We start from the raw sequence: 23,723 nt of genomic DNA, 5'->3' as shown, positions 1-23,723 counted from the left end.
TGCCTCCTAGTCGTATCGGGTGATGATGTCTCCCTTTTCATCGAGAAGGATATTGTCAATTAATCTGGCCTTGTCAAAGTAAACGGCAGCAGCAAGAATGATCCGCTTATGCATGGATGACACAGGTTGTAGCGACGGATAACCGAGCAATTCAACATAATCAATGGTTCCCGACAGATGCTGCTGCAAGGTTTCGGTCACGTCACGAACAACCTGATCCGGATCGCGTTCGCCGCCTCGGATGAGTCGCTGCCCATAGTGCAATCCTTTGTAAAGCCAGGGTGCCTCACGCCGTTCCTGTTCGGTCAAATTAACATTGCGGCTGCTTTTGGCCAGTCCGTCTGCTTCCCGAACGGTTGGCAGCCCGACCAACTCAATAGGAAAATTTAAATCATTGATTAATGCATCGACCACAGCCAATTGTTGGGCATCTTTTAAACCGAAATACACTTTATGCGGATGGATGATGTGAAATAGTTTCGTTAAAACGGTCAGTACGCCTTCAAAATGGCCGGGACGTGAACGCCCGCATAAAACGTCGGTTCGCTCATGAATTCCCAGTTGAATGAGCGTCGGTTTGGGATACATCTCAGCAGCGGTTGGAATGAACAGCACATCAACGCCTGCTTCTTCCGCAAGACATGCATCCGTTTGTTCATCTGTCGGATAACGCTCATAGTCTTCATTGGGCCCAAACTGTAATGGATTAATGAAAATACTGGCGACGACGATATCGTCTTCTTGACGCGCTTCACGCATCAGATTTAAATGTCCTTCGTGCAAAAACCCCATCGTGGGAACAAAGCCGATCTGCTTTTTTTGATCGTTATAATCGGTCATTAATTGTCGCATGTCTTGAATCGAGCGAATCACCTGCATATCTTTTCCCTCCCGTTTATTTGCCGTTATCAGGCAATGAATCGTTGTGTTTCATTAAGAAGGAATGAGCATCATCCGGAAAGTTTTTCTGTTTCACCTCTGATATGTATGATTGTAACGCCTCAGTGCCCGTGTCATTAAAATCTGCAAACGATTTAACAAATTTAGGAAGACGGTCAACACCATATTTCAATATATCGTGATAGACAAGCACTTGTCCATCGCAATCGGAACCAGCACCAATTCCGATGGTTGGGATACTGATGGCATTGGTCACCATTTCTGCCAACTCTTTTGGAACACACTCCAATACAAGCGCAGCAGCGCCACAGTCCGCCATTGTTTTAGCGTCATTAAGCAGTTTTTCCCCTGCGTCTTTATTTTTTCCCTGAACTTTAAATCCACCGAGCACATTAACCGTCTGAGGTGTTAACCCCAAATGGGCGATCACCGGAATTCCGGCTTCGGCCAGGCGCTGAATGAAAAGCGGCGTTTCCGCGGAATTGCCTTCGATTTTCAAACATTGTGCGTTCGTTTCCTGAAATAACCGTTTCGCATTGCGAAGGGAATCCTCCAGTGAAATATGGTACGACATAAACGGCATATCAACCGCAGTGAACGTATTTGGAGCTCCGCGTTTGACGGCTTTTGCGTGGTGAATCATATCGTCCATCGTGACTTCGACGGTTGACTCGTAACCGAGGACAACCATACCCACTGAGTCACCAACGAGGATCATATCCATTTCGGCTTGTTCCGCCTGTTTGGCAGAAGGGTAGTCATAAGCCGTCACCATGGATAGTTTTTCGTTGTTTTCTTTCATCGTTTTTAAATCCAGTACACTTAGCATGGTAAAACCCCTTCCTTTTTCGTACAATTCAGAAACCGTTCTATTATATTAGTGCTCATTATACAAAAAAGAGACAAAAATGTATATAGGAAGGAAATGACGTAATTGAAAATTGGATATCCATATCTTCTTATAAGTTGCAAAATTGTGTTATTATAAATGGAAAGTGCGATTAAAAAACATGGGGGGGTGCGTGCACCATTTATTGACAGCACTTAAAAATTAAGAAAGCGGGAATGATTATTAAATCTGCAATGATTGCAACAAAAGTCGTTTTGTTAAGTGTGACACTTATGTTCGTGTTGTCTGCATGCAACGGGGAACAGCAGGGAAGTAAGGACAATCAGGAAAATCAGAGTGAAAACGAACAAAAAACCATATCAATCGGATTGGATCCGTACGATTATGCGACGGTTCCAGCCTATCTTTCTAAAGTCATTTTGGAACAGGAAGGGTACGATGTTGAGATTGAGGAAGGCCAGGTTGGTATACTGTATGAAGCTTTGTCCAATGAGGGGATTGATGCCTTTATTGATATTTGGTCCCCCAATCTGCATAGTTCCTACTTAAAAGAATATAAAGGTGAATTCGAAATCGCAGGTACACTTTATTCAGAAATGCCACTTGGTGTAGCTGTTCCAAGCTATATGGACGATATCAACTCGATTTCTGATGTGAAAAAACATAAGGAAACATTTAATGGGGAAGTGTATGCCATTGACCCGGGGAGCGGGATGGCAAAAACCACTAAGAAAATGGTCGAAACCTATGATATGCAGGATTTTGAAATTAAAAACAGCAGTACCGCCGCGATGCTTGCCCAAGTTGAAAGTGTGATGGATGACAAAGGTGGCGTTGTTTTTAATGCCTGGCGTCCTCACCCGATGTTCACCAGATTGGATATCAAATTTTTAGAGGATCCTAAAAACGCTTGGAAATTGGATGATGTTCAAATTGGCGTTACAGACGATTTACAAGATCAGTCACCGACAGCCTATACATTGTTTTCCAATATGAAATTGACATTGGATATGGTGGAGAAATGGCAAGTAGGCATTAATTCAGAAGACAAAGATCCTGAAGAATTAGCTGAAAACTGGGTGAACGATCATCAGGATAAGGTTAATAAATGGTTGGAAAAATAGTTTAAACAAGGAAATAGATTTCCTGTCAAATAAGAGTCTGGGACAAAGGACATTTAGTCAAAGAAAAATCCGAACTATCATTTCTAAACAATCTGAATCAGTTCGGATTTTCGTTTATTAAAGAGTTTTGCCTCAATTAGCGGAGGAAAAATACGCAGACTCCTGGGGGAGCAAAGGCCCTAGATGAGACCCCGGAGTGCGACGAGCACGAGGAGGCTCATCAGCCGCCCCCGGAAAGCGAAGTATTTTTCCGCAGCGATGGCCACACCTTAAATATATCGTTCGTATTTAGAAGCGATTTGCCCAGTCTTGTCCCAGCCCCTTAATTACCAATACAAACGTTACTTACCTTTCACACTTATATAGACGTTAACGATTCAATCTATTATAATAGATTTGTTACTTAAGTCGTTAGTCAGAAGGAAAGAGGAGGTGACTATATGAGTGATCATCAAATCATGCAGGCCATTAAGGAATTGCAGGAACAGATGAATAATGGGTTTGAATCAGTCAATAAACGTTTTGAAGCGATAGACAGACGGTTTGAACAGGTAGAGAAACGGTTCGAAGCGATAGATAGACGTTTTGAACAGGTAGACAAACGATTTGAGGCGATAGATAATCGGTTTGATCGAATGGATGAAAAAATAGATAAGGTACAGGGAAGTGTCGATCTGCTGGCGAATAGAATCTGGAAAAATGAAAAGGACATTCATTGGATGAAGCAGACCATCGGGCAGGAATAGCTAAGGCAGTCAAAAAGGCTGCTTTTTTTATCACAGCCGCGTCCAAAACAACGGGATCGCGGCTGTGGTTGGTCCACACTATTTTGTTGTGATAACAATTTTTCCTTTGGCATGATGGGTTTCGCTCAACCGATGCGCATCACGCAACCCGTCTTGTGTCAGTGGGAATGTGTGCCCGATCACCGGCTTTATTTGGCCTTTTTCCATTAATTTTCCCAATTCGGCTAATTGGTTTCCATTTGGATTGAGCCAAAGCGAGTCGGCTTTCAGCTGGTTGGCTTCCGCCCGGTCCTGATCGGGTTGTCCGGCAATCGAAACAAGGCGTCCGCCGGCTTTTAGGACGTCATGGCTTTTGTCGAGGATATCGCCGCCGAGTGTATCAAGTACGATATCCGCATCTTGAATACCATCAGCAAAATCGGTCGTTTCATAATTAATGAATTCATCAACGCCCAATTCGTTTAAAAGCGCTTCATTTTTCCCGCTTGCGGTTGAGATGACATAGGCGCCAAAGCTTTTGGCAATTTGTATTCCAAAACTGCCGACCCCTCCGGAACCGGCGTGAATGAGAACTTTCTCACCGGATTGAATGGCGGCGAAATCCACCAGACATTGCCAGGCCGTTAATCCTGCGAGCGGAACGGCTGCCGCCTCTTGAAAAGATACGCCATCCGGTATGGCAGCAAGTTTTTGCTCGTCAACAGCCGCATACTCCGCATATGTGCCATTTTCATTCGCCGGTCTCGCAAATACGGCATCACCGGTCTGAAACTGAGTCACATTTGCTCCGACATCGCGAACGACTCCCGCTGCGTCCCAGCCGAGGATCAAAGGGAAGTCAAATGTCAGCATTTCTTTCATATAGCCTGCCCGCACTTTCCAATCAATCGGATTAATGGAGGTGGCATGCTGCTCCACCAGCACCTGATGATCGCTGATGGCCGGTTCAGGCATGTCTCTTTCTACTAATTCGTCGGCTTCTCCGTATTGATCAATCACAATTGCTTTCATGATGCACGCTCCTTTTTTGTAGTCACTTACCATCATTTCTATACCCATTTTAAGGAAAATATATGCATATACCGTGCAGTCGTTGCCGTTTCAGTCGTTTATATCGACGCTGGTAATCAGCCGGGCAATGTGTTTTGGTGATTGGTCCATGTTATTGGCCAGCCAATGTTTGATAACGTAGATGCTTCCCCCGATAATAAAGGTGCTCGCATATTCTGCATCCATAGTCTTGTTTTCGCTCCAGTTTTTGATCAGAAATTGACGGGCAACATCCATGACACGTCGTTCAAATGAAAGGTCGCCGTTTTCGTTCAGGAGTGTTTGGCAGACGTCGTACTTGGAGGCGATGTACTCCAACAGTTTCTCCGTCATTTGCAGTGATTCGTCATCCCGGTTGAAATTATACTGATGCAAATACGTGTTCAAGTCTGCAATGAGTTCTTCCTCTATTTGCTCCAGCAAATCCAGTTGATCGTTATAATGGGCATAAAACGTGGACCGGTTAATATCCGCTCGTTCGCAAATTTCTTTAACTGTGATGGATGAAATGGGTTTAGATTTTAATAATAAGATTAAACTGTCCTTTAAAACCATGCGGGTATATTGTTTTCGGCGGTCGATTTTTTTGTTCATCAAATCGTCACACTTTCATATTGGCGATTTAACAACGCATTTGCATTATGTGTTGCTTTTTGTACGCAAATTATCGGACTGTCTGTTGTAAATCCAACACAGTGTCTATTATACTGTTATCGTGTTCGATGAATCAAGAGAGGATGTACACCGATCGATATGACGGAACGTATTTTAAAACACAAAAAAGCCATTGTTATTATCTTTACCATATTAGCGTTGGTCAGTTCGTTGGTGCAGTTTGCTGTATCGGTCAATCATGACATGGTGGACTATTTGCCGGAGGATGCCCCGTCCATCGAGGCCAAGGATGTGATGGATGAAGAATTTGACGGCAGTGTGGCCAATGCACGCGTCATGATGCCGGACGTCACTATCCAGCAAGCTCTGTCATTTAAGAAAAAATTGAATGAAATTGATGGTGTTTCAAACGTCACGTGGCTGGATGACGCCATGGATATAACAACACCGATTGAAACAGCGGATCAGGATACCGTTGAATCGTACTATAAAAACAACAAAGCGTTGTTTTCGTTTGAAATTGCGGATGGTGAGGAAGTGAAAACGACCGATGCCGTCTACGATTTAATTGGTGACGAAGGTGCGTTGTCCGGGGATGCCCTGGATACTGCTTTGTCGCAAAAGAAAACGGGTAAAGAGGCAGGATTCGCTGCAGCGATTTTGGTGCCTGTCGTCATTCTGATTTTGTTTCTTTCGACGACATCGTGGGCTGAGCCACTTTTTTTCCTAACAGCGATCGGAGTTTCAGTCCTGATCAACCTGGGGACGAACATTTTTATTGGAGAAATTTCCTTTATCACGCAAGCAGTTGCACCGATTTTGCAGCTTGCTGTGTCGCTCGATTACGCCATTTTTCTTCTCCATAGTTTTGCCGATTACCGTCAGGAGGTCACCAGCCCAGCTGAAGCGATGAAAAAGGCGATGAAGCGTTCGTTTCCGGCGATTGCTGCCAGTGCTTCAACGACGTTCTTCGGATTCACTGCGCTCACCTTTATGGATTTTGAAATTGGTGCTGATTTAGGCTTGAATCTGGTAAAAGGCATTTTGCTCAGCTTTATCAGTGTCATGATTTTTCTGCCGGCACTGACGCTTATGTTGTATAAATGGATTGATAAAACGGAGCATAAGCCATTGCTGCCGAGCATTCCACGTGTCGGGAAGAATCTCATCAAATTACGCATCCCGGCGCTTATCGTTGTTCTGCTTTTAATCGTGCCAGCATTTTTGGCGCAAAGTGAGACCAATTTTCTTTACGGAATGGGGGATCATCCGGAGTCAACCCGGGCTGGAAGCGATGCTGCCACGATTAATGATACGTTCGGTAAGTTTACACCCATCGTTCTGCTCGTGCCAAAAGGGGATCTCGCGCGGGAAGATGAGCTTGTTCAGGAGCTTGATGATTTTGCGAACGTTAAAAGCACTGTTTCCTATGTCAGTAACGTCGGAGCGGGCATACCGACGGGCTACCTCGATGAATCGGCGAAAGAGCAGTTTTTCTCAGACAATTACAGCCGGATTGTTTTAAATACAACAACCGAGACAGAAGGGGAAACAGCCTTTTCTTTGGTGGAAAACGTCAGGGAGACAGCGGCGGATTATTATGGTAACGATTATTATGCGCTTGGAAAAAGTGTCACCTTGTATGATATGAAACATATTGTCGAGCAGGACAACACCGTGGTCAATGCACTGACGGTTATCACCATTGCGATCGTTCTACTAATGACGTTCCGGTCGATTTCGATACCGATTGTATTGCTGTTGACGATTCAATCGGCTGTATGGATCAATTTGTCCGTGCCGTATTTCACCGATTCACCGCTTGTCTATATCGGCTACCTGATTATTAGCACGGTGCAACTTGCGGCAACTGTGGACTACGCGATTTTGCTGACGGAAGCTTATACGGAAAATCGAAAAGCCATGCCCGCATTTGATGCCATTAAGAAAACGGTTGATGAAAAGATTTTCTCGATTGGTGTATCGGCATCCATTCTGTCCAGTGTCGGCTTTATTTTATGGACAACATCGACCGATCCGATCGTGTCGTCCATTGGGCTTTTGCTCGGACGGGGAGCGTTATTGGCATTCCTGCTGGTTGTGCTCTTTTTGCCGGCATTACTGCTTATATTTGACCGAATCATTGACAAAACGACGTGGAAATCCAAATTTTATAAAGGGACGTGATGCTATGCAGCCGAATAAATTAGTTATCGCCTTAATGAGTGCCGTGCTTATACTGGGATCGCCTTCATGGGCTGTGTTGGCTGAAAAGGCGGACAACGATGGAAGCGCGCAGACGCAGGACGGTGCCTATTCCGAAAAAGATGAAACGATTTATGGCAATCTGGGTGCTACCGGTACATTGCAGGATATGTATGTCGTCAACACGTTTCACATCACCAAACCCGGTGACATCGTCGACCATGGGAACTATACCGATGTGCGCAATTTAAGCAATTTAAAAACGATCGACCAATCGGGGAATACCATCCGTTTTCAAGCGGAAGGGGACGAATTTTATTATCAGGGAGACTTGAACAAACGCCCGCTTCCATGGAACATTGCTATCACCTACGTGTTGGACGGAGAAGAAGTAGCGCCGGATCAGTTAGCCGGTAAAAGCGGGGAGCTGGAAATGCGGATTCACACGTCCGGTAATGACAAGGCGGATCCTGCGTTTTTTAACAACTACATGCTGCAACTAACGATGACACTGGGGCCGGAAACATTTGATCATATTCAGGCACCGGATGGAACGAAAGCCACGTCGGGAAAGGATACCCAAGTGACGTTTACCGCCATGCCGGAAAAGGAAAAAATGTTTATTGTATCAGCTAATGTCACGGATTTTGAAATGGATCCGGTGAGTATTTCCGCTACGCCGGCTTCCATGCCGATTGAAAATCCGAATTTAGGTGATATGACGAGCGACATTCGGTCATTATCGCATTCGATTCGGGATATTAACCAGGGGGTCGGCGATTTGAACGACCGTATTTCCGATCTGCGTACAGGCGCTGCTGATGTGAACAATGGATCAAAGGAATTTTTGAATAGTATTAACAGTCTTGATCAACAGTCCAGTGAGCTTGTGACCGGATCCGCTGATATTCGTGATGCCTTGAAGCAAATGAACCAGTCTATGCAAAAAAATACCGGTACCCCGGACTTGAGTGATCTTAAAACATTGCCTGGCGGGCTTCGCGATCTGGCAAAAGGTTTGCGCGGAGCTGCTGATGGATTGGATACGCTAAAAGAAAGTTACAGCAAGGCTTATGGTCAATTGAATGAGGCTATACAAGGGATACCGGATTACGACATAAAAGACAATCAAATTAAAGCCCTGCTTCAAAACACGGAAGATCAGAACGGAAAAGCTGTCATCAAAAAACTTTCCGAAACCTATAAGGCCGCCCGTCAAGCGAAAGGGATATATCAAGCGTCTCGAGACGTATTTGATTCCGTTTCCTCCACACTGGGAAAAACAGCCGGTCATTTGCGGAGCATGGCTGATAAAGCTGACAATAAGGCATCCGAACTTGACAAAAATCTGAAAAACATGGATCAAATGGACGGATTGAAGGAGCTGCAGGAAGGGTTATCGTCACTCAGCAGTCAATATCAAACCTTCCATAGCGGACTGGTGGACTATACCGATGGCCTCGGCCGCTTGACGTCAACGTATCAGGACATTCATGCCGGTATTGGCGACCTTGAACAAGGGGCTTCTGCGCTGGATAGTGGCGCCAGTGACCTGAAAAACGGTACCCAGGAGCTGCAGAAAGAGACGAGCGACTTGCCCAGTGAGATGCAATCAGAAGTGGACGACATGATGGAGGGGTACGATGCATCGGACTTTGAGCCGAAATCATATGTCTCGGATCAAAATAAAAACGTGGACGTCGTGCAGTTTGTTCTGCAGACCGAACCAATTAAAAAAGAAGATGACGATACATCGGATAACGTCGAGGACGATAAGGAAAACAACGGATTTTGGGAGCGGCTGAAAAACCTTTTTCAATAAAACCGGCTGTTTCCAAACATGAAACCCAGCCTCTCGGAAACGAATGCAGGCTGGGTTTTTCATGTTATATCAGAAGCAACAACTATTTTGACTGATTACCGTTATTTGCTTAATGTGCCATGCGGGTCAATGACGAATTTTTTAGCAGCGCCGTCGTCAAATTCCTTATACCCTTGTGGTGCTTCATCCAGCGAAATAACAGTGGCATTTACGACATTGGCAATATCCGCTTTCTCATTCAAAATGGCGTTCATTAACTGACGATGGTACTTCATGGCCGGTGTCTGTCCCGTCGTGATGCTGTGAGCTTTGGACCAGCCCAAGCCGAAGCGCACTTTCAACGATCCCTGCTGCGAGTCTTTGTCTTTGGCACCGGGGTCATCGGTGACATACAGACCGGGCATGCCGTATTTACCACCGGCTTCAACGACGTCCATCATCGTGTTCAATACCGCTGCCGGGGCATCCTCGTGGTTTGTCCCGTGTCCGTACGCTTCAAACCCAACCGCATCAATGCCGCAGTCCACTTCAGGAACACCAAGAATTTGTTCGATTTGCTCGCCAACATCATCATGATCCTGCAGATTAATCGTTTCACAGCCGAAGCTACGTGCCTGTTTCAACCGTTCTTCTTTCAAATCACCGACGATAACAACAGCCGCTCCGAGCAACTGCGCCGAATGAGCAGCCGCCAGACCAACCGGCCCTGCTCCGGCTACATAAACCGTCGATCCTGTTGTAACGCCGGCATTCACGGCTCCGTGATACCCGGTTGGGAAAATATCGGATAACATCGTAAGGTCCAGAATCTTATCCATGGCTTGATCTTTGTCCGGGAATTTCAATAATTGAAAGTCGGCATAGGGCACCATGACATATTCGGACTGGCCGCCGACCCAGCCTCCCATGTCGACATAGCCGTATGCACCGCCCGGACGCGCAGGGTTCACATTCAGGCAGATATGCGTATCCTGACGACGGCACATTTTACAGCGGCCGCATGCCACGTTGAATGGGACGGAGACGATATCGCCTTTCTTTAAAAATTCCACGTCACGACCGACTTCAACGATTTCGCCGGTGATTTCATGGCCAAGCACCATTCCCTCCGGCGCTGTCGTACGGCCCCGGACCATGTGCTGGTCGCTGCCGCAAATATTGGTGACGATGTTCTTAATAATGACCCCGTGCTCACACTTGCGTCCGACATTTTCTTTGGGGACACCGGGGCCATCGCGCAAAACCAAATCCGGGTATGAAATATCCTGAACATCGACTTCACCATTTCCTAAGTATACGACACCACGATTATCAGCCATTAAAAATACCTCCTTGAGATAATGAAATAAACCAATAGGTAACTATTTACCATTCACCTTACTCATCCTATTCCCGTTTTTAGAGTTATAAAACTAAATATTGTAAAAAATTAGATTTATGGTGTCTTTAAACCATCTGATTGAGCACTGAAAAAATGGCTGATGAAAACCAATGCACTGGTTGTTTCTATTTTTCAGTCTGCCGATTGCGTGATAGGATAATGAATATGATTTCATCGCAAGGGGCTGAGATTTTGACTATATTAACCAATGACTGGGCATCGATTATAGAGAAAGAATTTCAAAAAGACTATTATGTGCAGCTGCGTTCATTTTTGAAACAGGAATATGGAACAGGTGCTGTTTATCCCGGTATGTATGATATTTTTAACGCTCTTCATTATACACGTTATGACAATACGAAAGTAGTTATTCTCGGACAGGATCCCTATCATGGCCCCAATCAGGCGCATGGATTAAGCTTTTCCGTCCAACCGGAAGTCACAGTACCACCCTCGTTAAAAAATATTTATAAGGAACTAAATGAAGATCTCGGCGTTCCCATTCCTGATCACGGATGCCTGACGGACTGGGCTGAACAAGGGATTCTGTTGTTAAACACCGTTTTGACCGTCCGGGCAGGGCAGCCGGCATCTCATCGGGGAAAAGGCTGGGAATATTTCACAAATGAAGTGATAAGGCAGGTGAATGCCAAACAGGATCCGGTTGTCTTTATCCTTTGGGGTCGGCACGCGCAAGCTAAAGAATCGTTGATTACTGCGCCGCACCATCTGATTTTGAAGTCACCGCACCCAAGCCCGTTTTCCGCCCATAAAGGGTTTTTTGGCAGTCGCCCGTTCTCTCGTGCCAATCAATTTTTACAAGAGGCTGGCCGCACGCCTATCGACTGGCGAATACAGGAATAAAAGATATGAGTGTTTAAAAAACGGTATAAGAACACTTGTTTGCGATCGTTTGGTATGGTATACTCACTATTAAATTAACAATACTCAGAATTGAATAAGGAGCCGATTTTGATATGAAATATTTTGCCGTCATTTTAACCATGCGGGATGAAGAAAAAAATCGATCATTTCGTCCGCAGCACTTGGCGTTTCTGGAGCAAATGAAACAGGAGCAAAAAGTCGTTATGAATGGTCCATTTACGGATGGAGCAGGGGGATTGGTTATATATGCTGCACATAATGAAGAAGAGGCCATCTCCTTTTTAAACCAGGACCCTTATATTGTAAATGGAGCTAGAAATTGGGAAATTCATGAATGGGCGCTGGAAACGAACGATAATTTTCAATTTTAACGTTCCCGGATTATGACAACGTGCACAGAATACGCTCGTGATTTAACTGGAAGAACAAGCAGAAATTGGGATTGGCTACTGCTCCTCACAAGATATCAAACACCAATTAACAGTTCTATTCTCTTGTTCTTCGCAGCCTCTCGTCCTTTTTGAACCTAATGGACACTGGATGACATGTTTATCTCATCCAGTGACAGCATTTCATGGAAGTACGGATTATTTAGTTTTTTCTTCACTTGTCGCCCCCAGTTTTTCACCGCATCCACCGTCGTATGTTCCAGTTCAGCGATTTTTTTGTAGGGCATCTCTTGAATAATAGCATAATTAACCCATTTCCATTGCTTGTCCGTCAATTGGGATTGAAGGTTCTTCCAAAGGTTGGAATCATCCAATGGCAAGGGGGAATTGGCGGTGATGGGACGGGCCCCTTCCGTACCCCGGTGGTAATTGCCGTCGGTGTATTGGGTCTGTTGTTCGTGAGCCGCCAGCTTCTTGATTTCATCTCGCCGGTTATCGCGGCGCATGCGATCAATCAGACGGTTCCGGATCATATAATTGAAATACGTTGCCATGGAGCCTTTGTCCGGCTGATACGTTTCATACGCGTTCCACAGCGCCACCAACCCTTCTTGAAAAAATTCCTGATGCGGATCACGGATATTCATTTTGTGAATTTGATAGTGAATCCGTCGCTCGTTTTGCTTGAAAATATCATCAAATGTCGGTTTTTGGTTCATGTGAAAACTCTCCCTTCTCACTAACTGTAACTCTTTTTACCCCTATAATCGAAACAAGAAGGGCAAAAAGTGTCGTCAGAAGGAAATTTTTTAATTTGTTTGTGTGGCGTCTCAATTTGTCCTAGACGATGCTGTTCTACGGTGCCAATTTCAAATATGAAACAAGTCCCCATCCAGGTACAGAAGGGGACATGTTGGGCATAATAGAATTTTTAAAATATGACGGCGGAATCGGGAAATGGTATTATTTGATGAGGATAAAGAAGGAGGCTTATGATGCACCATTTGCCTGAAGCTCTGCACATGTCATTTTATAATCAGCCTACCTTTCAATTGGCGCAGTCATTGCTTGGTCAACTCGTGTTCAAGGAAACGGATGAGGGAGTTGCCGGTGGATTCATCGTGGAAACAGAAGCCTATATCGGGCCGGATGACCGTGCGGCACACAGCTTTAATAACCGTCGCACAAAACGAACGGAAATCATGTTCGGTGAAGCCGGATATGTATATACCTTCACGATGCATACGCATTGCCTCTTTAATGTCGTAAGCGGCGATAGTGAAAAGCCTGAAGCGGTATTAATCCGTGGGGTAGAGCCTTATACCGGTCAAGAATTAATGGCGCAGCGCCGTCCAAAGGCTAAGAAAAAGGGCCAGTGGACCAATGGCCCCGGTAAATTAACACAAGCACTCGGTATCACCATGCGTGATTATGGCCATAGACTCGATCAGTCGCCGCTTTGGATGGCCCCGGGGAAACGCCCGGATACGACGGAAATCGTTTCAGGTCCACGAGTCGGAATTGGTAATGCCGGGGAAGCCAGATATTATCCGTGGCGTTTTTGGATGGAGGGAAACGCGTTTGTGTCCAAATAGAAGGGGCTGGGACATAAGACGTTTAGTCAAAGAAAAATCCGAACTATGATTCACAAATAATCTTAATTAGTTCGGAATGTTGTTTAGCGTAGGAAAAACACAAAGACTCCTGCGGGATGAAAAGCCTAGATGAGACACCGCAGTGCGATAAGCACGAGGAGGCTCAGCAGCGCCCGCGGCAAAGAAGACACTGTGAAAGCGACCAAAGGAAGCTTGAACAGATGTCGCACTTGTGCCTGGCAAGGTGAAAGCGCAGTGTTTTTCCGGAGCGGTGACTACTTCTTAACTATATCGTTCGTATTATTAGAATTGATTTGTTTAGTTATATCCCAGCCCCCTCGAAAAACATTGTGCTGAATCAGAGAGGATTTGCTTTCGTTGATCCTATTCGGCGGTGATAAACGCGTCGGCAATGCCTGCATTTTTAACCTTTTCCAGCTGACGTTCCGCATTTTCCCGATTTGAAAAGGCCCCTGCCTGTACACGGTACCAGCGTTCACCTGAAATGGTGACCGCCTCTACGAATGCATCCATTCCTTCTGATTGCAAATGATACACCCGGTTTTCTGCATTTTGGTTGTCCTTGAAAGAACCGGCGATGACTTTATAAAGCGTTTTAGAGGTTTTCCGGGGCTTCAAATGAAATGCGTTTGCCAACCCGGTCACATGCGCTTGTGCAACATCGTGTCGCCAGGACGAATCACGCATTAATGCGGCGTCATGGTCGTTATCGATAAACCCGTTTTCCGTCAAGAGTGCTGGCATCGTTGTTTCCCGCAGTACGTGGAAGTTAGCCTTTTTCTGACCACGGTCAGCAAGTTGATCGGCTTTAGCGACCGCCGTATGAATCGTGTCCTGATAATCAGCAGTTGCTGAGGTGTCGGACAGACTGCTGTGGATATAATCCTCGTACCCTTGAGCGGATCCGTTAAATGAATTGCAATGGATGGACAGATAGTAGTCCGCCCCCCATGCGTTGGCCTCGTCTGTACGCTCGCTCAAACGTTTGCTGCTGTCGTCGGTCCGGCTCATCGTGACATCGGCATCATGGTATTGTTTTGTTAACATCGTTCGGATTCGGAGCGATATATCTAGATTGATATCTTTTTCATTCATTCCGTTTCCTTGTGCACCCGTATCCGAACCACCATGGCCCGGATCCAAATAAAGTTTCATCACCATCACCTCCTTCTTATCAGTTTATTAAAGGAAAACATCGCTGCTTGGACAATCGACCGGATTTTCGACATATTGAGAAACGTGTTCAAAAATAAATGGGTAAAATAAGCAGGTATTGGGAAATGTTCAGCTTAGTTTAACGATGACACATTTTCCCGATAGAATTCGATTGTAGCAGTGATTCCTTCTATACCTACAATCGAATGGCAAAGGCGTGAGGTGTTGTTGGGAATAGGTTGGGGAGCAAACGGTTATTTTCCGGATACATAGAAAACTAAGCACCCATCCATAGAGTGGTGCTTAGTTTTCTTCAACGATTTGCTTATGGAATGCTCCCCGGTCACTTTTCGACTAATGCCTGTTCTTCAATATCAAGATACGTCAGCATATAAACCGATAATTCAGCCATGATTCGATTTTCAGGACTCATGAAGTCCTCGCCCAGCAGTTCTTTGATTCGATCCAGCCGATGATATAAGGTTTGGCGTACAATGTATAATTCTCGTGATGTGTCATTTTTGGAGCCTAAGTTTTTCAGGTAAATTTGAAATGTTTTCAGTAATTCCGTCCCATTTCGCTGATCATATGACATTAAGGGACCTACATAATGTTTAATCATTCTTTCGAGTTCATTTGTATTCTCTACCTGATTAACCAGCCGATACACGCCTAAATTATCGTAAAACGGTTCAGTCAATATGTCATGTTTCAATTGGTAGTTTAGAGTGGTTAATGCTGTCTGGTAACTTTGATAAAGAGATTCATAGTCAGATATGATCTTGCCAAAACTGATTCCTTGTATATGATGATAATTATTTGACGCATAAACCTGTTGAAGAGAATAATTCAGGCGCTCGTAACACGAATCATTCTCCTGTTGGTTAATGATTAATAACACATAGCCATTTTGAACGTTCCCTTTTGTTGTGAAGAGGTGAAATCCGTTATTTTCTAAAATGGAACGGAAAAACATAAACGTTTCAGTCATAAAACTATCATTTTCTTCTTCATACAGTGAATGCTTATCAGAAAGTACCCCTACAATAGCGTCATTGAATGTCGTTGTCGGGCTGCTTTCATATATTTTTTCAGTTATTTGTTTTCGAGAAAGGGGGCCATCCAACGCGTCCAGTAACCATTCATTTTGTTTTATTTGTTCTCTTTCCTTGGTTTGATAGTGTTTCCAGAAATATTGTTCGAGAAATTCACTGCATCGTTTGGCAGCTTCCTCATCAAACAAACTTATGTTATTTTGTTTCTCTAAAATATATAGGTAGGCGATTGGTTGATCCAATAAATGAATGGGATAGGCGTTATATGAGTTTGTGTCTTGTTGTATTTGTTCGATCCACTCGCTTTGCTTTCGTTTGGATGGAGAAGGAAAGAAGCGATACTGATCCTTGTTTTGGCTAAGTAACATTTGTTTGTTGGTTGCTTGATGCAACAATTTTAAAAAGTCACCAATAGGATAATTAGACACCAAAGAGTTATGGAGTTTTTTATATAGGTTGTCCAGTTTCCACCACGAATGTTGTTGATAGTTTAAAATAATTTCATGTAAGTCCATAGTTATATCAATGAATTTGACTTCCTTGTTGAATCCTATAACAGGAAGATTGTGCTTTTCAGCTATGTTAAGCATGTCTGTTGGCAACGTTTTGGAGTGTTCAACAAGTTCCACACAAAGCGCTGACGTCTCTTTCTCTAAAAGCTGTTCCAAAAAATAAACACTTTTCTCTTCATCGTTTATCCAATTTACTCCTGTTGTTAAAATAACTTCCTGACCATGAAGCAAATGTCCAAAATTATTTATTTCCACAACATGAACCCATTTCACTTTTTTATGAAGCCCATTTGTTCCTGCCAGTACTTCCGCTTCTTGAAATGATGGACGATTTAACATATCTTCAACAGCTAACATGTTTGCGGCCCCCTTTGAAGGTCATTGTATGGTATCTGAAATGTCATTATATGTATAGGTCACAGTTAAATACTTGCATTCAAATATAAATGTAAATGTAAGCGCAATCATAGTTTAACATTTTGTCTAATGATTTAAAAGTTTCCGAATTATATAATTTAATTAACACATGAAAAGGGAGGTCATTATTTATGGAGTCTACTCTGGAGAATTTTAGTTCAGTGCTCAAGGACAAAACGGAAATTCAAAATATGTATATTAATGGGGAATGGGTCTCTAGCACTACAAATAAATCTCGTGAAATATTAAACCCCGCTAACAATGAAGTGATTGCGACTGTTACGGATGGAGGGGTTGATGAAGTTAAAAAGGCTGTTGAAGCTGCTCATGATGCTTTTGAAGGCGAATGGAAGACAACTTACGCTCGTACCAGGTCAGATCTTCTGTTGAAATTATCAAATAAACTGGAAGAACGAAAAGAAGAATTCGCTATGCTGGAGACATTAAATAATGGGAAAACGTATGCGGACTCCATAGATGATATTGAAGATTCTATTAATCAATTTCAATATTATGCAGGTCTTGCAACAAAACCATTTGGCCAAACATATGAGGTTCCTGATGAAATTCAAGCTATGGTTGTGCGTGAGCCGGTCGGAGTGGTTGCTCAGATTGTCCCTTGGAATTATCCATTAGTAATGGCGACTCAAAAAATGGCTGCAGCACTAGCTGCCGGATGTACTGTCATTGTTAAGCCGGCTTCACAAACGCCGCTTACAATTATCAGGCTATTTGAAATCATTGATGAAATCGATTTCCCTGAGGGTACAGCAAATTTAGTTCTTGGTTCCGGATCTGTGGCGGGTGATGCTCTGGTGAATCATACAAAAGTAAATAAAATAGCCTTCACTGGTGGAACATCAACTGGTAAGCAGATCATTAGAGATTCAGCAGATACAATCAAAAAGGTTGGATTAGAACTGGGTGGGAAATCGCCAAATATTGTGTTTGGTGACGCGGATTTTGAGACTGCGGTCGACTATGCATTATTGGCCATTTTCGCCCAGCAAGGAGAGGTTTGTTCAGCCGGATCGCGACTTATTTTAGAACGAAGCATCTATGACAAGTTTGTTTCTGAATTGGTTGATCGTGCTAAAAAGATAAAGGTTGGTCCGGGTTGGAAGGAAGATACCGAAATGGGCCCACTAATATCCAAAGGTCATATGGAAAGCGTTCTGGAATATGTCAATATAGGTATAGAAGAGGGTGCAAAACTTTTATGCGGCGGTAATCAGATCACTAGCGGAGAACTGGTGCAGGGTAATTATATGGAACCTACCATCTTTTCAAATACAACGCCCGATATGAGAATAGTACAGGAAGAAATCTTTGGGCCGGTACTTGTTATTCAGGTTTTTGATACAGAAGAGGAAGCAATTAAATTAGCGAACGATACAGTTTACGGGCTTGCTGCTGCAGTGTTCACGAACGATGGTTCTAAAGCACAGCGTGTGATTAGAAATTTGCAAGCAGGCATCACTTGGGTAAATACGTATCACCCAACATTCAATGAAGCACCATGGAGCGGATACAAACAAAGCGGCCTTGGCAGTGACTTAGGAACGTATGGGTTTGAAGAATATCTGACTACAAAACAAGTAAATGTAGCGCTTAATGTGCAGCCTTCAGGCTGGTATAAAGGGTAAGTTGATTTAAATTTCTGTAGGGAAATATGTCTGCTTTTTACTTTCCCATAATAGTTGAAGGAATAATGAGAACCATCCTTTCCTATTATCAGAAATGTTAAAATGTGTAACCTAGCATGTTAAAATAAACACTTTTCTATATAAATGGAAAAACGATGTTTAGGTGATAAACGGGAATATACGGGAAAATTCACATCATGTAAGACTAAGTAATATGACAAAAATCAACATTATGTTTTATGGAGGGAATATTATGACTATAGAATTTGAATTCAATCTTCCAACCAAAATTGAATTTGGAAGAGGAAAACTTAAAAAATTAGGTAATTTTATTAATGACATCAATGGAAAAAAGGTGCTAATAGTAACAGATAAAGGTTTAGTAAAATCTGGAATTATTGATAAAGTAAAAAAGATATTAGATGATGAAAAAATCTCTTATACAGTGTTTGATGAAGTAAAGCCTAATCCTAAAGATGTAGATTGTGAAAGAGCTTATAAATTAGCCTTACAAGAAAATGTAGATTCCTTAATTGGAATTGGCGGTGGGAGTTCAATGGATACTGCAAAAGCAGTAGGAACTCTTCTGACACATGGAGGAAAATTAAAGAACTGGTATGGCTTTGACAAATTAAGAAAAACTATACCGCCACTTATTTGTATACCTACAACAGCTGGCACGGGGAGTGAAATAACAACTTTTTCTGTAATAACAGACACTGAAACTAACTATAAGATGAATATAGTTGATCTAAAAGTTGCACCTCAAATTGCTTTGTTAGATCCTGAATTAACTATCAGCTTACCTAAAGAAGTCACTGCGTCAACTGGTATGGATGCTCTCACGCACGCGATTGAAGCTTATACATGCAATGTATCTCAACCAATTACAGATGGACTTGCACTTCATGCTATTGATCTTATTACCGAGCACCTACCCATAGTTGTAAAGGATGGGGAAAACATGGAGTCTAGAGAAAGGATGCTAGCTGCAAGCCTTATGGCAGGGATATCATTTGGGAACGCCGACGTTGCTAGTGTGCATTGTATGGCTGAATCACTTGGAGGACTTTATGATACACCACATGGAGTAGCAAACTCAATGATGTTGCCATATGTATTTGAATATAATATACCTTCTAACATGGAAAAACATTCTATTATTGCTCGCCGTTTGGGTGCTGATAAGTTTGACTTAGAGAAAAATGCGTATGAAGGAGTGTTACTTCTTAAGAAATTAGCAGAAGATCTTAATATTCCCAGGATGAGTGATTTAGAATATATTAATCCTGAAGATTTTGAATATCTAGCCGAAGGCGCTTTAAATAATATATCCCATCCAAGTAATCCACGGAAAATAATGAAAAAAGATTATGTTGATCTATTCAAAAAAATATACGCTGAATAATATATACTGAGGAAATGTAGGATCTATTAGTGTGGCATCGCTAGTTCGTCTAAGAACTATTATAAATGATCACTTCTTTGTGTGAACTAGCGATGCTCATAAAAAGAAAAGTCCTTGGAGGTAATATTTATGAGTGAGATTAAAAAGCTTAAACGAGTTCTTGGTTTTTGGCCAGCCTATGGAGCAGCTGTAGGCTTGGTAGTATCCGGAACGGCTATGTTTTCTGTTGGAAATGTAGGAGGAACTACGGGATATGCAACCATTATAACAGCAGCAATTGCACTAATACCAATGATGTGTGCTGCTTTTGCTTATGGTGAATTAGCATCAATGTTGCCAGGAAGTGGAATGATTTCTGACTATACCTTGCCAGCACTTGGTCGATTTTGGTCAATTTTTTCATTGCTTAGTGGATATGTAGTATTAATTGCGGCAGATGGAGGCACCCAATTAGTAATGGGTGGTCTATCTATGAATTCATTAGTCGGAATTCCACAGCCGATAGTGACTGCAACTTTATTTTTATTTGTTATTTTTATTAATTTAAGGGGCGTTGGGTTTTATGGAAAGACAGAGGCAATAGTCACAGTTGCGATGATGATTGTGTTTGCGCTTCTTTCTATTTTAGGATTTGCGCGTGTTGGTGAAACCATGGGAGCCGTTCCGGTTAATGAGTCTTTATCTTTTCTTCCAGAAGGAGGATGGACTACTGTATTTGGGACTGTTGGTGTGGCCATTTGGTTTTTTATTGGGTTTGAATTTGCCTTGCCGTTAGCAGAAGAAAATAAGAAACCATATAGGAACCTTCCGTACGGTTTAATATTAGGTTTATTATCTATATATATAATTGATATTATCTTCTCGGCAGCAAGTGTAAGATACACATCACTAGATGTCTTGCTTAATTCTGCTATTCCACATGTAGAAGGAGCACGTGCAATGCTGGGTGAGGCTGGATTTATCACCATATCTCTGCTTACCATTGCGGCATCACTTACAACAGCTAATGCTTATACAGCAGCACTTCCTAGAATGCTCTATGGGATGGCAAGGGAAAGCTTAGTACCGTCAATGTTTGCTAAAATACATCCAAAATACAGGACACCATGGAACGGGATTTTTTTTACAGGCCTTTTGATGTTTATCACCTTCTTGTACATCACTATGAACGGAGCTGATGTCGATACGGTGCTAGTCTTTATTAATACCGCCAGTATCACTTGGATGATCTCTTATGCCATTGCAATGTTGAATGTGTTAATTCTCAGGAAAAAATACCCTGATTTTCCAAGATTGTGGAAGGCACCTTTGGCCTGGGTTACGCTACCAATTGGTATACTTGGGGTTATCTATGCAATATGGACTCTTAAGCCTTATTGGATGAACGCATTGATTGCAATGGCGATAGTTGCTATTTATGCCTTGTTATGGCTCAATTATAAAAAAATCCCGATTTTCGAAAAAACTCCTCTTGAAAATATCACAAAAGAGATTCAAACTCGTTCAGAATACTTGCCGATATGGGATGAAAAAGTGACAGAATGGTTGAACAAGCAATCCCCAAGATGACTCCATGAACCGATAACATCGATAATAGTTAAATAATGAAATAGAAAGGAATTTAAATATCAAAAATGATAACTTAGTTAACCAAAAGACAAAGAACGACAATGCGATGGGTATATTAAATCGAAAAGCAAATGATAAGTTGAATTTAGTTGCAAACATTTATTCGAATGCTTTAAATGGATACTGGAAAACAGGTTATGATGGATTTTTATGTAAGAAAGTTTACTTTGATAATCTATACTTTTTGAAAGAGTTAAAAATGAGTTATTTACTGAAAGACAGATTCTTTGCGCGGAGCTATGATTTGGTATTTGAATTTGAGATACCTGCTATTTTTAATGAAAATATGAAATTTAAACTATGTTATTTAGGGAAAACTAAAGTCGATGGTGCTCAATTTTCTATATTAAACGGAAATCAAGAGGCAGCTTCTATATTAGAAAAACTTAATAATCCATTAATAATTAGTAGGTTAGTAAAATTAGATCTACTAAACTTGAATTTAGAATATTCAATTCGAAAGAAAAGGTGGTATATCCGGACTGATAGCTTAATTGGATCTACTACATGGAATCTAATTCCACCCGCCTTACAAGTAATTAAACCTAAAGAAAAAGAATGTGTGTTTATGATTGAACTGTTTGAGCTGATTGCAAATGCTTTGCGAGATAATTAATTAACTTGCCTATGTCGGGGTTGAAAAATACAATGCGATTTATTTCGGCTCTGGAAGTTTGGAACAAGCCATGCAGTAGAAGAATGGGTTCATGTAGAAGAAATCGAACAGTGTGCAGGGATATTTAAGGCTCTATCCCTAACAGTTAAATAGTTATGGAATTTAGCAGAATTACCTTTTAATAGAAAATTTAGTTAGGTGTTGATATCAAACTAAAATCATTTAACTTTCTGTCTAATGAAATAAAGATTTATCCCTTTTAATATGAATATAGGAATTAGAGTTCTAAGTGTCTGTAATTCCAAATCTTGTTTCAATAGAAAAAAAGGAGGCATCACCACAATGGATACTAAATCCAACGAATTATTGAACAAAGACGAAAAATATGTATGGCATGCAATGCGGTATTATAATCCGGATGCAACCATGGTTATCCGTGAAGGGGACGGTGCATGGGTAACCGATATTAATGAAAATAGTTATCTGGATGGGATGTCCGGTCTTTGGTGTGTGAATGTTGGTTATGGCCGGGAGGAATTGGCACAGGCATCTTATGAGCAAATGAAAAAGCTGCCGTATTTTCCAATGACCCAAAGCCATATACCAGCCATTAAGCTTGGTGAAAAAATAAATGAATGGCTTGGCGATGATTATGTTATGTTCTTTTCCAATAGCGGATCGGAAGCAAATGAAACCGCTTTTAAGATGGTTCGTCAATTTCATCAGCAAAATGGCGAGCCAGAACGGCAAAAGTTTATATCACGTTACCGTGCCTATCACGGAAATACGATGGGATCCCTTGCAGCGACTGGCCAGGCAGAGCGGAAGTATCGGTATGAACCATTAGCACCGGGCTTTCTTCATGTCACACCACCGGATATGTATCGAAGCCCATATAAGGGGACGAAGGAAGAACAAAGTATTGCGTGCGCGGATGAAATTGATCGTGTCATGACATGGGAATTGGATAAAACGATAGCTGCTGTCATTATGGAGCCGATTATTACCGGCGGTGGCGTCATTATGCCGCATGACAGTTACTTGCAGCGCGTAAGAGACATTTGTGACAAACACGGAGCACTTTTAATCATTGATGAAGTGATTTGCGGGTTTGGCAGAACCGGGAAGCCTTTTGGTTTTCAAAATTACGGTGTAAAACCTGATATTGTAACGATGGCCAAGGGCGTTACCAGTGCCTACCTTCCGCTGTCGGTAACAGCAGTCAGAAGAGAGGTTTATGAATCGTTTATGGGAACGGAAGAATATGATAACTTCCGGCATGTTAATACGTTTGGGGGGAATCCAACATCGTGTGCTGTTGCGTTAAAAAATATAGAGATCCTGGAGAGGGAGAATCTTGTTGAACGCTCGGCAACCATGGGTGAAAGGCTGCTAGATGAGATGTCGGAACTTGAAGAGCATCCGTATGTCGGCGATGTTCGTGGGAAAGGGCTTCTTTTAGGAATTGAATTGGTTGAAAACAAGGAAACCAAAGAACCTGCCACATCCGATAAACTCGATAGTGTTATTTCCTTCTGTAAACAAAAAGGGTTGATCATCGGTAAAAACGGGGACACCGTTGCTGGCTATAATAATATTTTGACGCTCAGTCCGCCGCTCAGCATAACTGAGGAAGATTTTAAGTTTATTACAAAAACGGTAAAAGAAGCATTTGCACAACTCTAATTCTATCAATTTAAAG

At 42.5% G+C, this 23,723-nt stretch carries 20 protein-coding genes; 12 read left to right on the top strand and 8 right to left on the bottom strand.

Annotated features, from left to right (window positions below; all coding sequences use genetic code 11):
* Positions 1 to 6 precede the first annotated feature (6 nt).
* Positions 7 to 879, bottom strand: a complete 873-nt coding sequence (gene panC / locus ACZ5Q7_RS13525; RefSeq protein WP_343750441.1) for a pantoate--beta-alanine ligase — start codon at positions 877 to 879, stop codon at positions 7 to 9.
* Positions 880 to 895: 16 nt separating this feature from the next.
* Positions 896 to 1,729, bottom strand: a complete 834-nt coding sequence (panB, locus tag ACZ5Q7_RS13520) for a 3-methyl-2-oxobutanoate hydroxymethyltransferase (protein ID WP_343750440.1) — start codon at positions 1,727 to 1,729, stop codon at positions 896 to 898.
* A 236-nt stretch (positions 1,730 to 1,965) separates the two neighbouring features.
* Between panB and ACZ5Q7_RS13515 the strand changes: the two genes are divergently transcribed.
* Entirely contained in the window at positions 1,966 to 2,874 is a 909-nt protein-coding gene (locus ACZ5Q7_RS13515) for a glycine betaine ABC transporter substrate-binding protein (RefSeq protein WP_343750439.1), read from the top strand.
* A gap of 440 nt (positions 2,875 to 3,314) precedes the next feature.
* Positions 3,315 to 3,620 (top strand): hypothetical protein, encoded by a 306-nt coding sequence (locus tag ACZ5Q7_RS13510; protein WP_343750438.1) that lies wholly within the window; start codon positions 3,315 to 3,317, stop codon positions 3,618 to 3,620.
* Between the two features lie 78 nt (positions 3,621 to 3,698).
* Here ACZ5Q7_RS13510 and ACZ5Q7_RS13505 read toward each other — a convergent pair whose 3' ends face one another.
* Together ACZ5Q7_RS13505 and ACZ5Q7_RS13500 are read right to left on the bottom strand one after the other, a co-directional pair.
* The gene (locus ACZ5Q7_RS13505) at positions 3,699 to 4,631 is read right to left on the bottom strand and encodes an NADP-dependent oxidoreductase (protein ID WP_343750437.1); all 933 of its coding nucleotides are present in this window, start codon (positions 4,629 to 4,631) and stop codon (positions 3,699 to 3,701) included.
* A gap of 90 nt (positions 4,632 to 4,721) precedes the next feature.
* A complete protein-coding gene (locus ACZ5Q7_RS13500; RefSeq protein ID WP_343750436.1) occupies positions 4,722 to 5,264 on the bottom strand; it encodes a TetR/AcrR family transcriptional regulator in 543 nt (180 codons plus the stop codon).
* Positions 5,265 to 5,423: 159 nt separating this feature from the next.
* On the opposite strand from ACZ5Q7_RS13500, the gene ACZ5Q7_RS13495 reads away from it, so the two are divergent.
* Both ACZ5Q7_RS13495 and ACZ5Q7_RS13490 read left to right on the top strand, forming a co-directional pair.
* Entirely contained in the window at positions 5,424 to 7,472 is a 2,049-nt protein-coding gene (locus ACZ5Q7_RS13495; protein ID WP_343750434.1) for an efflux RND transporter permease subunit, read from the top strand.
* A 4-nt stretch (positions 7,473 to 7,476) separates the two neighbouring features.
* Positions 7,477 to 9,312: a YhgE/Pip domain-containing protein gene (locus tag ACZ5Q7_RS13490; RefSeq protein ID WP_343750433.1), complete on the top strand. Its 1,836-nt coding sequence runs from the start codon at positions 7,477 to 7,479 to the stop codon at positions 9,310 to 9,312.
* 101 nt (positions 9,313 to 9,413) lie between these two features.
* On the opposite strand, the gene fdhA is transcribed toward ACZ5Q7_RS13490, so the two are convergent.
* On the bottom strand, positions 9,414 to 10,631 hold the full coding sequence (gene fdhA / locus ACZ5Q7_RS13485; RefSeq protein ID WP_343750432.1) for a formaldehyde dehydrogenase, glutathione-independent: 1,218 nt from the start codon (positions 10,629 to 10,631) through the stop codon (positions 9,414 to 9,416).
* A 254-nt stretch (positions 10,632 to 10,885) separates the two neighbouring features.
* Here fdhA and ACZ5Q7_RS13480 point away from each other — a divergent pair, with 254 nt between their 5' ends.
* Positions 10,886 to 11,557 carry a uracil-DNA glycosylase gene (locus tag ACZ5Q7_RS13480; protein WP_343750431.1) on the top strand — a complete coding sequence of 224 codons (672 nt, stop codon included), beginning with the start codon at positions 10,886 to 10,888 and terminating at the stop codon, positions 11,555 to 11,557.
* Positions 11,558 to 11,670: 113 nt separating this feature from the next.
* Positions 11,671 to 11,949 (top strand): YciI family protein, encoded by a 279-nt coding sequence (locus ACZ5Q7_RS13475; RefSeq protein WP_343750429.1) that lies wholly within the window; start codon positions 11,671 to 11,673, stop codon positions 11,947 to 11,949.
* Between the two features lie 155 nt (positions 11,950 to 12,104).
* Here the strand turns inward: ACZ5Q7_RS13475 and ACZ5Q7_RS13470 are convergent, their stop codons facing one another.
* A complete protein-coding gene (locus ACZ5Q7_RS13470) occupies positions 12,105 to 12,686 on the bottom strand; it encodes a sigma-70 family RNA polymerase sigma factor (RefSeq protein WP_343750428.1) in 582 nt (193 codons plus the stop codon).
* 276 nt (positions 12,687 to 12,962) lie between these two features.
* Between ACZ5Q7_RS13470 and ACZ5Q7_RS13465 the strand changes: the two genes are divergently transcribed.
* Positions 12,963 to 13,562, top strand: a complete 600-nt coding sequence (locus ACZ5Q7_RS13465) for a DNA-3-methyladenine glycosylase (protein ID WP_343750427.1) — start codon at positions 12,963 to 12,965, stop codon at positions 13,560 to 13,562.
* Between the two features lie 384 nt (positions 13,563 to 13,946).
* On the opposite strand, the gene ACZ5Q7_RS13460 is transcribed toward ACZ5Q7_RS13465, so the two are convergent.
* Together ACZ5Q7_RS13460 and ACZ5Q7_RS13455 are read right to left on the bottom strand one after the other, a co-directional pair.
* A complete protein-coding gene (locus tag ACZ5Q7_RS13460; RefSeq protein WP_343750426.1) occupies positions 13,947 to 14,738 on the bottom strand; it encodes an N-acetylmuramoyl-L-alanine amidase in 792 nt (263 codons plus the stop codon).
* A gap of 343 nt (positions 14,739 to 15,081) precedes the next feature.
* Positions 15,082 to 16,662 (bottom strand): PucR family transcriptional regulator, encoded by a 1,581-nt coding sequence (locus ACZ5Q7_RS13455; RefSeq protein ID WP_343750425.1) that lies wholly within the window; start codon positions 16,660 to 16,662, stop codon positions 15,082 to 15,084.
* 191 nt (positions 16,663 to 16,853) lie between these two features.
* Between ACZ5Q7_RS13455 and ACZ5Q7_RS13450 the strand changes: the two genes are divergently transcribed.
* The 5 genes from ACZ5Q7_RS13450 (at position 16,854) to ACZ5Q7_RS13430 (ending at position 23,707) form a co-directional block, all read left to right on the top strand.
* Positions 16,854 to 18,368, top strand: coding sequence for an aldehyde dehydrogenase family protein (locus tag ACZ5Q7_RS13450; protein WP_343750424.1), 1,515 nt, complete (start codon positions 16,854 to 16,856; stop codon positions 18,366 to 18,368).
* A gap of 253 nt (positions 18,369 to 18,621) precedes the next feature.
* Positions 18,622 to 19,776, top strand: a complete 1,155-nt coding sequence (locus ACZ5Q7_RS13445) for an iron-containing alcohol dehydrogenase (protein ID WP_343750422.1) — start codon at positions 18,622 to 18,624, stop codon at positions 19,774 to 19,776.
* A gap of 129 nt (positions 19,777 to 19,905) precedes the next feature.
* Positions 19,906 to 21,345, top strand: coding sequence for an APC family permease (locus tag ACZ5Q7_RS13440; RefSeq protein ID WP_343750420.1), 1,440 nt, complete (start codon positions 19,906 to 19,908; stop codon positions 21,343 to 21,345).
* 106 nt (positions 21,346 to 21,451) lie between these two features.
* Positions 21,452 to 22,021, top strand: a complete 570-nt coding sequence (locus ACZ5Q7_RS13435; protein ID WP_343750419.1) for a DUF3156 family protein — start codon at positions 21,452 to 21,454, stop codon at positions 22,019 to 22,021.
* A gap of 342 nt (positions 22,022 to 22,363) precedes the next feature.
* The gene (locus tag ACZ5Q7_RS13430; protein WP_343750418.1) at positions 22,364 to 23,707 is read left to right on the top strand and encodes an aspartate aminotransferase family protein; all 1,344 of its coding nucleotides are present in this window, start codon (positions 22,364 to 22,366) and stop codon (positions 23,705 to 23,707) included.
* Positions 23,708 to 23,723 lie beyond the last annotated feature (16 nt).

This window comes from Lentibacillus halophilus, assembly GCF_055395055.1.
The sequence above is the reverse complement of the archived record's forward strand: the minus strand, read 5'-3'. Positions and strand labels throughout refer to the sequence as shown.

Coding starts and splice junctions, on each gene's coding strand:
- ACZ5Q7_RS13490 (WP_343750433.1), top strand. CDS start 7,477: ATGCAGCCGAATAAATTAGTTATCGCCTTAATGAGTGCCGTGCTTATA.
- ACZ5Q7_RS13430 (WP_343750418.1), top strand. CDS start 22,364: ATGGATACTAAATCCAACGAATTATTGAACAAAGACGAAAAATATGTA.
- fdhA (WP_343750432.1), bottom strand. CDS start 10,631: ATGGCTGATAATCGTGGTGTCGTATACTTAGGAAATGGTGAAGTCGAT.
- ACZ5Q7_RS13495 (WP_343750434.1), top strand. CDS start 5,424: ATGACGGAACGTATTTTAAAACACAAAAAAGCCATTGTTATTATCTTT.
- ACZ5Q7_RS13450 (WP_343750424.1), top strand. CDS start 16,854: ATGGAGTCTACTCTGGAGAATTTTAGTTCAGTGCTCAAGGACAAAACG.
- ACZ5Q7_RS13510 (WP_343750438.1), top strand. CDS start 3,315: ATGAGTGATCATCAAATCATGCAGGCCATTAAGGAATTGCAGGAACAG.
- ACZ5Q7_RS13460 (WP_343750426.1), bottom strand. CDS start 14,738: ATGAAACTTTATTTGGATCCGGGCCATGGTGGTTCGGATACGGGTGCA.
- ACZ5Q7_RS13435 (WP_343750419.1), top strand. CDS start 21,452: ATGGGTATATTAAATCGAAAAGCAAATGATAAGTTGAATTTAGTTGCA.
- ACZ5Q7_RS13475 (WP_343750429.1), top strand. CDS start 11,671: ATGAAATATTTTGCCGTCATTTTAACCATGCGGGATGAAGAAAAAAAT.
- ACZ5Q7_RS13515 (WP_343750439.1), top strand. CDS start 1,966: ATGATTATTAAATCTGCAATGATTGCAACAAAAGTCGTTTTGTTAAGT.
- ACZ5Q7_RS13455 (WP_343750425.1), bottom strand. CDS start 16,662: ATGTTAGCTGTTGAAGATATGTTAAATCGTCCATCATTTCAAGAAGCG.
- ACZ5Q7_RS13445 (WP_343750422.1), top strand. CDS start 18,622: ATGACTATAGAATTTGAATTCAATCTTCCAACCAAAATTGAATTTGGA.
- ACZ5Q7_RS13440 (WP_343750420.1), top strand. CDS start 19,906: ATGAGTGAGATTAAAAAGCTTAAACGAGTTCTTGGTTTTTGGCCAGCC.
- ACZ5Q7_RS13465 (WP_343750427.1), top strand. CDS start 12,963: ATGCACCATTTGCCTGAAGCTCTGCACATGTCATTTTATAATCAGCCT.
- ACZ5Q7_RS13470 (WP_343750428.1), bottom strand. CDS start 12,686: ATGAACCAAAAACCGACATTTGATGATATTTTCAAGCAAAACGAGCGA.
- panC (WP_343750441.1), bottom strand. CDS start 879: ATGCAGGTGATTCGCTCGATTCAAGACATGCGACAATTAATGACCGAT.
- panB (WP_343750440.1), bottom strand. CDS start 1,729: ATGCTAAGTGTACTGGATTTAAAAACGATGAAAGAAAACAACGAAAAA.
- ACZ5Q7_RS13500 (WP_343750436.1), bottom strand. CDS start 5,264: ATGAACAAAAAAATCGACCGCCGAAAACAATATACCCGCATGGTTTTA.
- ACZ5Q7_RS13505 (WP_343750437.1), bottom strand. CDS start 4,631: ATGAAAGCAATTGTGATTGATCAATACGGAGAAGCCGACGAATTAGTA.